A 12,500-nucleotide genomic window follows, 5' to 3' on the forward strand; every position below is an offset into this window, starting at 1 on the left:
ATGCCAGCGTGGGCACATGGCCGACTCCCCCGCTCCGTCCCTCCTGCCCGTCCCCGAGCACAGCTGGATCGCCCGACCCGCCGACGCCGAGCTGACGCAGGACACTCTCGACACGGTCGACGCCTGGTGGCGCGCCGCGAACTACCTCGCGGTCGGGCAGATCTACCTGCTCGCGAACCCGCTCCTGAAGACCCCGCTGAGCCGGGAGGACATCAAGCCCCGCCTGCTCGGCCACTGGGGCACCACCCCCGGCCTCAACCTGATCTACGCGCACCTGAACCGCGCGATCCGCGAGCGCCGCCAGCCGACCCTCTACATCACCGGTCCCGGCCACGGCGGACCGGGCATGGTCGCCAACGCCTACCTCGACGGCACCTACAGCGAGATCTACTCGCACATCGACGAGTCGGAGGAGGGGCTGCGCCGCCTCTTCCGCCAGTTCAGCTTCCCCGGGGGCATCCCCAGCCACGCCGCCCCCGAGACTCCGGGCAGCATCCACGAGGGCGGAGAGCTCGGGTACGCGCTGAGCCACGCGTACGGAGCGGCCTTCGACAACCCGGACCTCCTGGTCGCGGCGGTCGTCGGCGACGGCGAGGCCGAGACAGGCCCGCTCGCCACCAGCTGGCACTCCAACAAGTTCGTGAACCCGCTCACCGACGGCGTCGTCCTGCCGATCCTGCACCTCAACGGCTGGAAGATCGCGAACCCGACCGTCCTCGCCCGCATCCCGCAGGAGGAGCTCGACAGCCTCCTCCGGGGCTACGGCCACGAGCCGTTCCTCGTCGAGGGCGGCTTCGACGGCGAGGACCCGATGCGCGTGCACGAGCGGTTCGCCGACGTCCTGGACACGGTGCTCGACCGCATCGCGGCGATCAAGGAGCGCGCCGCCGCCGGCGACCTCTCACGCCCGGCCTGGCCGATGATCGTGCTGAAGACCCCGAAGGGCTGGACCTGCCCGACCGAGATCGACGGCGTCCAGGTGGAGGGCACCTACCGCTCGCACCAGGTCCCGCTGCCCAACGCGCGCGACACGGAGGCGCACACCCGGCTCCTCGAGGACTGGCTCCGCTCCTACCGGCCCGAGGAGCTCTTCACCGAGGAGGGCGGCGTGGTCGACCGCGTCCGCTCGCTGGCCCCCGAGGGCGAGCTGCGGATGAGCGCGACCCCGCACGCGAACGGCGGGCTGCTGCGGCAGACCCTCGACCTGCCCGACTTCCGCCGCTACGAGGTCGTCGTGGAGCAGCCGGGTGGCACCGTCGCGGAGGCGACGAAGGTGCTCGGCGAATGGCTCGCCGACGTCATCCGCGCCAACCCGACCAACTTCCGCCTCTTCGGGCCGGACGAGGTCGCGAGCAACCGGCTTCAGTCCGTCTACGCCGCCACCGACAAGCAGTGGGACGCCGAGCTCAGCCCCCTCGACGACCACCTGGCTCGCGCCGGGCGGGTCATGGAGGTGCTCTCGGAGCACCAGTGCCAGGGCTGGCTGGAGGGCTACCTGCTCACCGGCCGCCACGGGCTCTTCACCTGCTACGAGGCGTTCATCCACATCATCGACTCGATGTTCAACCAGCACGCGAAGTGGCTGGACGGCACCCGCGACATCGAGTGGCGCCGCCCGATCGCGAGCCTCAACTACCTGCTCTCGAGCCACGTCTGGCGCCAGGACCACAACGGCTTCAGCCACCAGGACCCCGGCTTCATCGACCACGTCGTCAACAAGAAGCCCGAGGTCGTGCGCGTCTACCTGCCCTTCGACGCGAACACGCTCCTCTCGACCTACGACCACTGCCTCCGGAGCGTCGACTACGTCAACGTGGTCGTCGCCGGGAAGCAGCCCTCGCCCCAGTGGCTCACGATGGCGGAGGCGGTCGCCCACTGCACGCGCGGACTCGGCATCCTGGAGTGGGCGAGCAGCGAGCGGCAGGGCGAGTCCCCGGACGTCGTGCTCGCCTGCGCGGGCGACGTGCCGACCCTCGAGACCCTCGCGGCGGTGAGCATCCTCCGCGAGACGCTGCCGGACCTCGCGATCCGCACGGTCAACGTGGTCGATCTGATGCGTCTGATGTCGGAGTCGGAGCACCCGCACGGCCTCTCCGACCGCGAGTTCGACGCGGTCTTCACCCCCGACCGCCCGATCGTGTTCGCGTACCACGGCTATCCGTGGCTGATCCACCGCCTGACCTACAAGCGGACCGGCCACGGCAACCTGCACGTGCGCGGGTACAAGGAGAACGGCACCACCACCACTCCCTTCGACATGGTGATGCTCAACGACCTCGACCGCTACTCGCTGGTGATCGACGTCATCGACCGGACCCCCGGCCTCGGCGCCCGCGCCGCCGGTCTCCGCCAGGAGATGCAGGACGCCCGCATCCGCGCCCGCGCCTACACCCGCGAGCACGGCGAGGACATCCCCGAGGTCGCGAACTGGACCTGGGCCGGCGAGCGCTCCGGCAACGCCAGCGCCAACACCGGCAACGACAACGAATAGCGCCGGTTCGCACACCACGCCCCTCCACTGACGGGTCGCGGTCGTGTCGCTGGCAAGGCGGAGGAGGAAGCGATACCGGCGGTATCGCGCCCGACGACAACGCCGCCAGCGGCGCGACCGCGGCCCGTCAGGCGCTGGCAAGGCGGAGGAGGAAGCGATACCGGCGATCGCGCCCGACGACAACGCCGCCAGCGACGCGACCGCGGCCCGTCAGGCGGCGGGAGCCAGGTAGTCGTCCCAGTCGGGCTGCGTCCGCTCCGCGCCGCGCACGAGCCAGGAGCCGGCGCGCGGCATCCGGGGGACGGTGCGCAGACGCCATCCCATCTCGTGCGGGGTGCGGTCGCTCTTGACGTTGTTGCAGCGCTGGCAGCAGGCGACGAGGTTCTCCCACGTGTCCCGGCCCCCGCGCGACTTGGGCTGGATGTGGTCGATCGTCGCCGCGTGCTGACCGCAGTAGCCGCAGCGGTGGTTGTCCCGGCGGAGCACGCCCCGGCGCGACACCGGCACGCTCCGGCCGCTCGGGATGCGCACGTACCGGGTCAGCACGATCACCGAGGGCCGCACGTGGTCGCCGTGCGCGCTGTGCACCGGATTGCCCTCGTCCGCGGCGATCACGGTCGCCTTCTCCGTCATCAGCAGGACCAGGGCCCGCTTGAACGACACCACCGCGAGCGGCTCGTAGCCGGCGTTGAGAACCAGAGTGCGCATCAGTGACCTCCGTGCTGTCGCACGCCGTCGCGCGAAGGCGCCGCGACCACGAGCAAGGGCGCCGTCGTGATGACGGCGCCCTGCGAGGCCGCGGCGGAGTGCCGCGCGATGACGTGGAGTCGTATCCGCGTGTCGGAGGAGTGCACCGCCGCGGTGAGGACCCGCGCGCGTATCGAATCGGCCGGCCGCACGCGCGAGCGCAGCCCCACGCTGTGGCGCCCGCTCCGCTCGGCCATCCCGGCACTCCGTCCCTCGACGAATCGATCCGCTCGCCACGCGAGCGGACTGGGGTTCAGGTTAACCCTTCACGCCCGGAACACCAGGGGTCGGTCCGGATTCGTCACGCGGCGTTCACACGGCGGGACGACGAGAGCCCGCCCCCTCCAGGAGGGGACGGGCTCTCGAGCGGATCCACCGGATCAGCCGTTGATGCGCACGATCCGGTAGTCGGAGGTCCACAGCGGCTGCACGCGGACGCTCGCGCCCTCGTAGGGTGCGTGCAGGATGTTGCCGTTGCCGGCGTAGAAGCCGTCGTGGCCGTCCATGATGACGAGGTCGCCGGGCTGCGCGTCGGCGAGCGAGACGGGGGTGCCCATGGCGCCCTGGCCCGCGGCCGAGTGCGGCATCGAGATGCCGTACTGCGCGAAGACGTACATCACGAAGCCGGAGCAGTCGAAGCCGCTCGGGTCGGCTCCGCCGAAGACGTAGGGCACGCCCTGGTACTGCATCGCCGTGTCGAACACCGCCGAGAGGCTGTAGCTGGTGGTCGGGGCGGCGGCCGCGATCTCGCTGGCCGAGGCGCCGGAGTAGGAGTTGAACTCCTCGGCGGTCTCGGCGCGCGCCTCGGCGACGTCGCTCGTGTCGACGACAGGCTCGGCCACCACGACGGGCTCGGGCTCCGGTGCGGGCGGCGGGGGCGCCGCCTCGGCCGAGAAGCCGTCGCGGGCGATCGCGGCCTGCACCACTCCGCCGTCGACGGCGACGGTCTGCGCGGAGCCCTGGCGGAGGAGGTCGGCTCGCGACGCCGCGAACAGGCCGTCGTCCTGGCTGCCCGGAGTGAAGGCGTAGGCGGGGAGCGCCATCGTCGCGACCAGCGCGCCGGCGAAGCCGACCATCGCGACCTTGCCGACGACACGGCCCCGGCGCTTGCGCGGGGTCCCGGCCGGCGACGGCACGAAGTCGGTGATGTCCGCGCGGCGGGCAGGAGCTGCGGGAACGGCGCGACGGGAGACGGGTGCGTCCCCGTGGATCCGGGCGCGGATGACCGGGGGCCGGTTCTCGAAGGTCGCGTCGCCGGAGCGGTCGGGGTGGTTGGAGCGGAACCGGTCGGGTGAGCCGGCGTCCTCGTTCGGGGTGAGGGGGTTCTGGGGCAAGGGGGAGATCCTCCGACGTCCCCTCAGCCCAGGCAGCTGTCCCGTCTCATGCACGAAGCATCGGTGTGCACAGGATCCGAGACGGGTGTGGGGGCGTCGGATCCCGCGCCCTGGGACCGAGGCTCGGCCGCAGGGCTCCACAGAGCGTAAGCGACCGTTACCGATTTGTCACCTTCTCGGCGGGAAGAGACCGCTCTCCCGATCGCCTCCGGTCACCGGATGCGGTAAGGGCCCGTACGGGCCGCTCCCAGGGAGACGCGGGTCAGACGACGAGGAAGATGTGCGCCGCGACCTCGTTCGGCAGCTCGATGCCCGCCTCGGCGCCGTCGATGCGAGCGAGCACGTAGCCGTTGAGGGCCGAGAACTCGCCCTCGGCACCGGGGACGACCCCGGCCTGCTTGAGCTGGAGGAGGAGCTCCGGATCGACCTGCGCCGGCTCGCCGAGGCGCCGGACGACGCCGCGGCGGGGCTCGCTCGACCCCGCGACGAAGCGCGGCAGGCTGATGACGCCGTCGGCGAAGCGGGAGGCGGGGGTGTCGCCGAGCTCGTCCAGGCCCGGGATCGGATTGCCGTAGGGCGACTCCGTCGGGTGGTCGAGCATCTCGAGGAGACGGCGCTCGACCTGCTCGCTCATCACGTGCTCCCAGCGGCAGGCCTCCTCGTGCACGAACTCCCAGTCGAGCTTGATGACGTCGTGGAGGAGCCGCTCGGCGAGGCGGTGCTTGCGCATGACGTGGATCGCCTTGCGGCGGCCGTCGGAGGTGAGCTCGAGGTGGCGGTCGCCCGAGACGACGACGAGGCCGTCGCGCTCCATGCGACCGACGGTCTGCGACACGGTCGGCCCGGAGTGGCTGAGCCGCTCCGAGATGCGCGCGCGCAGCGGGATGATGTTCTCCTCCTCGAGCTCGAGGATGGTGCGCAGGTACATCTCGGTGGTGTCGATCAGATCCGTCATCTCAGCCTTCCCGTCTCGGCGCGCTCCACCCTAGTGGTCGCCACGACGCAGCATCGGCGCTGCGGCGCGACTCAGGCCTCCGTCGCTCGGAGGAGGGGTGCGGGCCGGGAACCCTAGTATTAACGCATGCCGGACCTCACCATTCCTCGCGAGCTGCTCCCCCACGACGGACGGTTCGGCTGCGGCCCGTCCAAGGTGCGGCACGACCAGCTCGCCCACCTCGCGACGCAGGGCGCGCACCTCCTCGGGACCTCGCACCGCCAGGCGCCCGTCAAGGACCTCGTCGGGCGCGTGCGCGAGCATCTCGCCACGCTGTTCCGCATCCCCGAGGGCTACGAGGTCCTGCTGGGCAACGGCGGCTCGACCGCCTTCTGGGACGCCGCGGCCTTCTCCCTCATCGAGCGCCGCGCCGAGAACCTCACGTTCGGCGAGTTCGGCCAGAAGTTCGCGGCCGCCGCCTCCGCGCCGTTCCTCGAGCCGGCCCACGTCGTCTCCGCCCCCGCGGGGTCCCGGAGCGAGGTCGAGATCGTCGAGGGGATCGACGTGTACGCGTGGCCCCACAACGAGACGAGCACCGGAGTGATGGCCCCGGTCCGCCGGGTCCGCGGCGACGAGGGCGCGCTCACCGTCATCGACGCCACCAGCGCGGCGGGCGGCATCGACGTCGACATCGCCGAGGCCGACGTCTACTACTTCGCCCCGCAGAAGAACTTCGCCTCCGACGGCGGACTCTGGTTCGGCCTCTTCTCCCCCGCCGCGATCGAGCGGATCGAGCGCATCGCGGCGAGCGGCCGCTACATCCCCGAGTTCCTCAGCCTCAAGAACGCCGTCGACAACTCGCGCCTGAACCAGACGCTGAACACTCCGGCGCTCTCGACCCTCCTGCTGATGGAGTCGCAGCTCGAGTGGATGAACGCCTCGGGCGGCCTGGCCTGGGCGTCGGCGCGCACGGCCGAGTCCTCCTCCGCGATCTACGACTGGGCCGAGGCCTCGAGCCTCGCCACCCCGTTCGTCGAGGTGCCCGAGCACCGCTCCCAGGTCGTCGCGACCGTCGACTTCGACGCCTCCGTCGATGCCGCTCTCGTCGCGAAGATCCTCCGCGCGAACGGGATCGTCGACACGGAGCCGTACCGCAAGCTCGGCCGCAACCAGCTGCGCGTGGCGACGTTCGTCGCGATCGAGCCGGACGACGTCCGCTCGCTGCTCGGCTGCATCGACCACGTCCTCGAGCGCCTGGCGGTCTGAGGCACGCCATGCGGCTGTGGTTGCGCGAGGAGGAGCGGCGGCCCACGCCGCCGCCCTACGCGAGCGACGACGCGACGGCTCTGCTGGTCGGGTGCGTCGTCTGGGCGGTCGCGCTCGTGGCCGTGCTCGTGGCGACGGCCGTCGGAGCCGTCATCGAGCCGGTCGTCCTGTCGACCGTCGTGATCGGACTGGTCCTCGGCACGATCGGGCTGTTCTACAGCCGCAACCGCCGCTAGACCGCGTCGGTCTCCATCCGGAGTCCGGTGCCGTCGGCCTCGGGCTCGCGACGGACGCGCAGGCCGGTGAACTCGCCGAGGCGCTCGACGTGGGTGCCGCCGCACGCGATCGCGGCGTCCCCCGCGGGGAGGGTGCAGCGCCATGTCCGCCGCGTGCTGAGGAGGTCGTCGTCGCGCTCGATGCGCACCTCCGCGTCCGAGGCGATCCACTCGGCGAGGAGGGCGTTCACCCGCTCCTGCACCTCGAGGATCTCCGCCAGCAGGCGGGCGGTGTCCATCCCGCTGCGTCGCAGGGACTTGCCGAGGCGGTAGACGTCGGTGGAGCCGGACTCGCGGATCCGCGAGGTCTGGATCGCCGCCTGGTCGAAGTCCGGGTTCCCGAGAGCGTCGGTGCGCGCCGGCTTCGACCAGAACGAGGCCAGAGCGGCGTTCAGGGCGAGGGAGGCGAGGTGGCAGGCGGTGTGCCCACGGGAGAGCTCGTGCCGGTGCTCCTCGTCGACCTCGACGTCGACCTCGTCGTCCACGTGGAGTGAGGAAGGGTCGTCGACGATGTGGACGACGACGAAGCTCCACTCCGGAGTGCCGAGCCGCGCCGGGAGCCGCTCGCCGACGTGCAGCTCGCCGCCCTGCCACGCCCCGATGCGGCAGTCGATGAGGGGATGCCGCTCCCCCGCCACGACCAGCGCGCCGCGGTCGGGCCCCTGGTCGGGCCAGGTCGGGTCGACGGGGTGAGCGGAGGTCGCATCGAGGACGACCGCCCAGCGGCCGTCCTCCAGCCGGCCCACGTGCTGCACGCGCCCGGAGGAGCGCACGGCGCCGTCGGGATAAGCGATGCGGGTGTCGGAGTCGATGCTCATCGGGCGGCGCCGGGCCGGATCAGCGGCGACGTCGACGGCGACGGGTCGTCGGGGCGGGGGCGGGCTCGGGCTCGACGTCGTCGGAGTCCTCGTCGTCGGGGTCGTCGTCCGGGTCGTCGGAGTCGTCCTCGTCCGAGTCCTCGTCGTCCGAGTCGTCGCCGTCGGAATCGTCGTCCGAGTCGTCGTCGTCGTCGACCGGATCGTCGTCGTCGTCCGAGTCGCCCTCGTCCTCGTCGGAGTCGTCCTCCGACTCGTCGTCGAGGTCGTCTTCCTCGGCGTCCTCGAGCTCGTCGTCGTCCGCGTCCTCGACCTCCTCGCCGAGCGCGTCCTGCGCGGTCTGGTAATCGGCCAGACGCACGGACCACGGCACCCAGTCCGGAGCGAGGACCGCGCCCTCACCCGGCAGCAGCTCGACCTCCAGGACGTTCACGTCCTCGTTCTCGTCGATCCGGGAGAGCGTCGCCGTCCACAGCCAACCCGGGTACCCGCGCATGAGGTTCGCGAACTGCAGCGACACGACGTGCTCGCCCTGCGCCAGAGTCGTGACCAGCTCGCCGATCGTCCCCTCGGGGGCGATCTCGGCGAGCGCGGCGCGAGCGACATCGAGAGACCTCGCGAGCACGGCGTCCGCCTCGTAGACGGGCTCGGGAGCCTCGTCCGCGGCGGCCTCGTCCGCCTCCCCCGGGGAAGCGTCGTCGTCGGCCTCGGAACGGTCGTCGGCGACGGGGCCGGAATCCTCAGCAGAAGTCGCATCCTCAGCAGGAGCCCCGTCCTCAGCAGGAGCCGCATCCTCAGCAGGAGCCGAGTCGTCAGCAGGAGCCATGTCCTGAGCAGGAGCCGAGTCCTCAGATGTTCCCGCGTCGTCAGCAGGAACCGCATCGTCAGCAGTGGCCGCGTCCTCAGCAGGAGCCGGCACTGCAGCAGAAGCCGTGTCCGCGCCGGGAGCCCCCGCCTCAGCGGCGACATCGTCGGCCGGAAGAGTCTCCTCCGCAGAGGCGGAGTCCTCGGCAGAAGCCTCGGTCACCGGGAGGGCCGCGTCGCTCTCACCCTCGCCGGAGGGAGCCTCGTCGACAGGAGCCGCCTGGTCAGCGTCGATCTCCTCGTCGGCTCCGCGCGTGTCCTCAGCGGAGGAGTCAGAATCGGCGGGAGTCGCGTCCGGCTCGGCGCCGGAGTCACCCTCTTCCGGGGACTGCTCCACGCGAGCGTCCTCCGGGGTCGGAGCGGCGACGGTCTCCTCGACCGGGCCCTGGTCGCCGGTCGTGCCGTCGGCGTCAGGCATCCAGCTCGTCCGCAACCCGGCGCAGGAGCGCCGCGATCGTGCGCCCGTGCGCCTTGTCGGGGTAGCGGCCGCGCTTGAGCCCGGCGCCGATCCCGTCGAGCAGCTTGACCGTGTCCTCCACGATCACGGACATGTCGTCCGCGGACTTCCGGTTGAGCTTCACCAGGCTCGGCGGAGCGTCGAGGACGCGCGCCGAGAGCGCCTGCGCCCCGCGCTTGCCGTCGGCGATGCCGAACTCGAGGCGGGTGCCGGCCTTGACCGCGGTCCCGGAGGGCAGCGCGGAAGCGTGCAGGAAGACCTCCTGGCCGTCATCAGTGCTGATGAAGCCGAAGCCCTTCTCCTCGTCGTAGAACTTGACCTTGCCGGTAGGCATGCAGACCCCTCCTGGAAATGAAGCAGCCATCAGTTTAGTCGACCGGGGCCGCCCTATCCTTGACGGGTGAAGCCACAGGAGCCGGCGGGCGTCGGACGCGCGGAGCGCACGCTCGCCTATATGTTCATCGCGATCATCGTCGTGACGGTCCTCGCGTTCCTCGCGATCCTGGTCGCCCCCGCGCTCGGGATCCGCGAGTACGCCGGCCCGTTCTGGCAGTTCGTCTTCGCTGTGCCGCTGGTGGGCCTGCCCATCGCGTTCCTCATGATGATCGCGATGCTCATCGTGGGGGTCCGGCGCCGCCGCGCGCAGTCCTGATCGGACGCGCTCTCCTCCTGCCGCACCGCCTCCGATCCGGCGTTCCCCGCCGCCGAGCCTGCACCGAGCGCCCGGACAACCGACTCCCAGACTCCGTACAGCCGACGGCCAGATACTGTCCTGCATGGACGGACCCCGCATTCTCATCGTCGACGACGAGCCCAACATCAGAGACCTGCTCACCACGAGCCTCCGCTTCGCCGGCTTCGCCGTGCGTGCGGTCGGCAACGGGGCCCAGGCCATCTCGGCGGTCCTCGAGGAGGAGCCGGACCTGATCATCCTCGACGTGATGCTCCCGGACATGAACGGATTCGGCGTGACCAAGCGCCTCCGCTCGGCCGGGTACACCTCCCCCATCCTCTTCCTCACGGCGAAGGACGACACCGAGGACAAGATCACGGGCCTCACCGTCGGCGGTGACGACTACGTCACGAAGCCGTTCAGCCTCGACGAGATCGTCGCGCGCATCAAGGCGATCCTCCGCCGCACCATGCACGCCGAGGAGGACGCGGTCATCCGGGCTGGCGAGCTGACCATGGACCAGGACACGCACGAGGTCCTCGTCGGCGACGAGCCGGTGGAGCTCAGCCCCACCGAGTTCAAGCTGCTCCGCTACCTGATGCTCAACCCGAACCGGGTGCTCAGCAAGGCGCAGATCCTCGACCACGTGTGGGAGTACGACTTCAACGGCGATGCGGGCATCGTCGAGTCCTACATCTCGTACCTGCGACGTAAGCTCGACACGCATTCGGAGGAATCGCTCATCCAGACCAAGCGAGGATTCGGATACATGCTGAAGGTCGCGAAGGCCTAGCCTCCGCCACCTCGGCGCCACCTCCCGCCGGAGGCGCGGCGCCCGCCGATCCCGAGGGAGTTCCACCGCCATGCACCAGGGTCTGGCCGAGCGGTGGAACTCCATCTCGTTGCGCACGAAGATCACCGCGGTCACGGTCCTCCTGCTCACGCTGGGACTCCTCGTCTCCGGGATCGGGACGATGACGATGCTGAAGCCGCAGCTCGTCGCCCAGCTCGACGCACAGCTGGCCGACCAGGTCCAGCGGACGGCGAGCGACCTCTCCGTCAACGACTTGGCCGCGATCGACGAGTCCAAGGCCGATTTCGGCGCCGTCTACGACCAGTACGGCACGCTCGACAACACGAACGCGTCCGGCGCGGCCGACCCCGCCTTCCCGCAGACCTTCACCCTCGAGCAGGCGCTGCAGGGCGGCGACAAGCCGATGGAGATCTGGAGCTCCAACGGCAAGGTCGAGTACCACGTCATGTCGACGGTGTTCACGAGGGGCACCGAGTACCAGACGCTCCTGCTCGCGGTGTCGACCCGCAGCGTCGACGTCATCATGACGACGTACCTCACGATCTTCCTCGGCTTCGGAGTCGCGATCGTCGTGATCGGCGCACTCCTCACCCGCCTGCTGGTCACCACCACCTTCGCCCCGCTGCGCGAGGTCGAGCAGACCGCTGCCGCCATCGCGGACGGCGACTTCAGCCAGCGTCTGGACGGCACGACGCCCAACACCGAGGTCGGGCGCCTCAACCGCTCCCTGAACGCGATGCTCGGGCGGATCGACTCCGCCTTCCGCGACCGCGCCCGCACGATCGACCAGATGCGCCGCTTCGTCGGCGACGCCAGCCACGAGCTGCGCACGCCGCTGGTCTCCGTCCGCGGCTACGCCGAGCTGTATCGGATGGGCGCTCTGCAGACGCCCGAGGCCGTCGGCCAGGCGATGGAGCGCATCGAGAAGGAGGCGATCCGGATGGGCGGCCTGGTCGAGGACCTCCTCGAGCTCGCCCGCCTCGACGAGACGAAGCCTCTCGCACTCGCGCCCGTCGATCTGATGCCGCTCGCCCGCGACGCCGCGATGGACGCGATGGCCTCCTGGCCCGACCGCGACTTCGGCGTCGAGACCCGCGACGACACCCCCGTGGAGACGCCCGCGCTCGAGCCCGACGAGGCCGGCGCCTCCGCCACGCAGACCATGGAGCTGACGAACCCCGGGCTCACCGGCCCGATCGCCGCGGCAGGAGCGAGGCTCGCCCGATTCCGCCGGCGTCCGCGCCGGGTCAACGCCGAGGAGATCGCCGCCGGCACCGCCACCGCCCCCGAGGAGCCGGGCGTGCCGGCGATGGTGATGGCGGAGGAGAACAAGATCCGCCAGGTCCTGACGAACCTGATCGGCAACGCCGTCCGCTACACGCCCGAGGACACTCCGATCGAGATCGGCGTCGCCGTCGACCGCTCCCGCCGCCTCGCCCTGCTGGAGGTCATCGACCACGGCGAGGGCATCCCGCCGCAGATCCGCGAGAAGATCTTCCAGCGCTTCTGGCGCGCGGACACGTCGCGGACCCGCGAGACCGGCGGCAGCGGCCTCGGACTGGCGATCGTGTCCTCGATCGTCGCCGCGCACAAGGGCCGCGTGGACGTCGTCGAGACGCCGGGCGGAGGCGCGACCTTCCGCGTCGCGCTGCCGCTGCTCACGGTCGGCCAGAACGGCGAGACCTCCCCCGCCTCGGTCTGATCCGCACCGCGGTCCGTCTTTCCTCGGGGCCCCTTCGGTCCGAGCTCTTCCGTCGACGTCCGCGAGCGGCACAGATCGATCCGCCCGAGCGACCGTGACCTCGCCCACCCGGCCCGCACGGCCGCGCA

At 71.1% G+C, this 12,500-nt stretch carries 12 protein-coding genes; 6 read left to right on the forward strand and 6 right to left on the reverse strand.

Annotation, left to right across the window (positions count from 1 at the left end):
* The first annotated feature begins 16 nt into the window (after window positions 1-16).
* Entirely contained in the window at window positions 17-2,491 is a 2,475-nt protein-coding gene (locus C5C39_RS00765) for a phosphoketolase (RefSeq protein WP_104352425.1), read from the forward strand.
* A gap of 210 nt (window positions 2,492-2,701) precedes the next feature.
* Here the strand turns inward: C5C39_RS00765 and C5C39_RS00770 are convergent, their stop codons facing one another.
* From C5C39_RS00770 to C5C39_RS00785, 3 genes are all read right to left on the reverse strand, one after another.
* Entirely contained in the window at window positions 2,702-3,199 is a 498-nt protein-coding gene (locus tag C5C39_RS00770; protein WP_104224608.1) for an HNH endonuclease, read from the reverse strand.
* 419 nt (window positions 3,200-3,618) lie between these two features.
* Complete coding sequence (locus C5C39_RS17695; protein WP_258060437.1) at window positions 3,619-4,572, reverse strand: C40 family peptidase; 954 nt, start codon at window positions 4,570-4,572, stop codon at window positions 3,619-3,621.
* 262 nt (window positions 4,573-4,834) lie between these two features.
* A complete protein-coding gene (locus C5C39_RS00785) occupies window positions 4,835-5,527 on the reverse strand; it encodes a metal-dependent transcriptional regulator (protein WP_104224606.1) in 693 nt (230 codons plus the stop codon).
* A 126-nt stretch (window positions 5,528-5,653) separates the two neighbouring features.
* Between C5C39_RS00785 and serC the strand changes: the two genes are divergently transcribed.
* The gene (gene serC, locus C5C39_RS00790) at window positions 5,654-6,772 is read left to right on the forward strand and encodes a phosphoserine transaminase (protein WP_104352426.1); all 1,119 of its coding nucleotides are present in this window, start codon (window positions 5,654-5,656) and stop codon (window positions 6,770-6,772) included.
* An 8-nt stretch (window positions 6,773-6,780) separates the two neighbouring features.
* Window positions 6,781-7,008 (forward strand): DUF2530 domain-containing protein, encoded by a 228-nt coding sequence (locus tag C5C39_RS00795; protein WP_104352427.1) that lies wholly within the window; start codon window positions 6,781-6,783, stop codon window positions 7,006-7,008.
* Here the strand turns inward: C5C39_RS00795 and C5C39_RS00800 are convergent.
* From C5C39_RS00800 to C5C39_RS00810, 3 genes are read right to left on the reverse strand one after another with little or no spacing between them, the layout of a single operon-like run.
* Window positions 7,005-7,865, reverse strand: coding sequence for a metal-dependent hydrolase (locus C5C39_RS00800; protein WP_104352428.1), 861 nt, complete (start codon window positions 7,863-7,865; stop codon window positions 7,005-7,007). The genes C5C39_RS00795 and C5C39_RS00800 overlap by 4 nt on opposite strands.
* 19 nt (window positions 7,866-7,884) lie before the next feature.
* Window positions 7,885-9,144 carry a DUF3027 domain-containing protein gene (locus C5C39_RS17770; protein WP_104352429.1) on the reverse strand — a complete coding sequence of 420 codons (1,260 nt, stop codon included), beginning with the start codon at window positions 9,142-9,144 and terminating at the stop codon, window positions 7,885-7,887.
* Window positions 9,137-9,517, reverse strand: a complete 381-nt coding sequence (locus tag C5C39_RS00810) for a cold-shock protein (RefSeq protein WP_104224602.1) — start codon at window positions 9,515-9,517, stop codon at window positions 9,137-9,139. The genes C5C39_RS17770 and C5C39_RS00810 overlap by 8 nt, the downstream gene beginning before the upstream one ends.
* Window positions 9,518-9,583: 66 nt before the next feature.
* On the opposite strand from C5C39_RS00810, the gene C5C39_RS00815 reads away from it, so the two are divergent.
* The 3 genes from C5C39_RS00815 (at window position 9,584) to C5C39_RS00825 (ending at window position 12,372) form a co-directional block, all read left to right on the forward strand.
* On the forward strand, window positions 9,584-9,835 hold the full coding sequence (locus C5C39_RS00815; protein WP_244229474.1) for a hypothetical protein: 252 nt from the start codon (window positions 9,584-9,586) through the stop codon (window positions 9,833-9,835).
* 124 nt (window positions 9,836-9,959) lie between these two features.
* Window positions 9,960-10,649 carry a response regulator transcription factor gene (locus tag C5C39_RS00820; protein ID WP_055787731.1) on the forward strand — a complete coding sequence of 230 codons (690 nt, stop codon included), beginning with the start codon at window positions 9,960-9,962 and terminating at the stop codon, window positions 10,647-10,649.
* 70 nt (window positions 10,650-10,719) lie between these two features.
* Window positions 10,720-12,372: a HAMP domain-containing sensor histidine kinase gene (locus C5C39_RS00825; RefSeq protein ID WP_104224601.1), complete on the forward strand. Its 1,653-nt coding sequence runs from the start codon at window positions 10,720-10,722 to the stop codon at window positions 12,370-12,372.
* Window positions 12,373-12,500: the final 128 nt, after the last annotated feature.

It is taken from the genome of Rathayibacter sp. AY1F3 (assembly GCF_002931975.1).
Taxonomy (GTDB): Bacteria; Actinomycetota; Actinomycetes; order Actinomycetales; family Microbacteriaceae; genus Rathayibacter.

What these genes read in the sequence shown, in the direction of transcription:
- C5C39_RS00795 (WP_104352427.1), top strand. Translation starts at nt 6,781, where the DNA reads ATGCGGCTGTGGTTGCGCGAGGAGGAGCGGCGGCCCACGCCGCCGCCC.
- C5C39_RS00825 (WP_104224601.1), top strand. Translation starts at nt 10,720, where the DNA reads ATGCACCAGGGTCTGGCCGAGCGGTGGAACTCCATCTCGTTGCGCACG.
- C5C39_RS00800 (WP_104352428.1), bottom strand. Translation starts at nt 7,865, where the DNA reads ATGAGCATCGACTCCGACACCCGCATCGCTTATCCCGACGGCGCCGTG.
- C5C39_RS00820 (WP_055787731.1), top strand. Translation starts at nt 9,960, where the DNA reads ATGGACGGACCCCGCATTCTCATCGTCGACGACGAGCCCAACATCAGA.
- C5C39_RS00810 (WP_104224602.1), bottom strand. Translation starts at nt 9,517, where the DNA reads ATGCCTACCGGCAAGGTCAAGTTCTACGACGAGGAGAAGGGCTTCGGC.
- C5C39_RS00770 (WP_104224608.1), bottom strand. Translation starts at nt 3,199, where the DNA reads ATGCGCACTCTGGTTCTCAACGCCGGCTACGAGCCGCTCGCGGTGGTG.
- serC (WP_104352426.1), top strand. Translation starts at nt 5,654, where the DNA reads ATGCCGGACCTCACCATTCCTCGCGAGCTGCTCCCCCACGACGGACGG.
- C5C39_RS17770 (WP_104352429.1), bottom strand. Translation starts at nt 9,144, where the DNA reads ATGCCTGACGCCGACGGCACGACCGGCGACCAGGGCCCGGTCGAGGAG.
- C5C39_RS00785 (WP_104224606.1), bottom strand. Translation starts at nt 5,527, where the DNA reads ATGACGGATCTGATCGACACCACCGAGATGTACCTGCGCACCATCCTC.
- C5C39_RS00765 (WP_104352425.1), top strand. Translation starts at nt 17, where the DNA reads ATGGCCGACTCCCCCGCTCCGTCCCTCCTGCCCGTCCCCGAGCACAGC.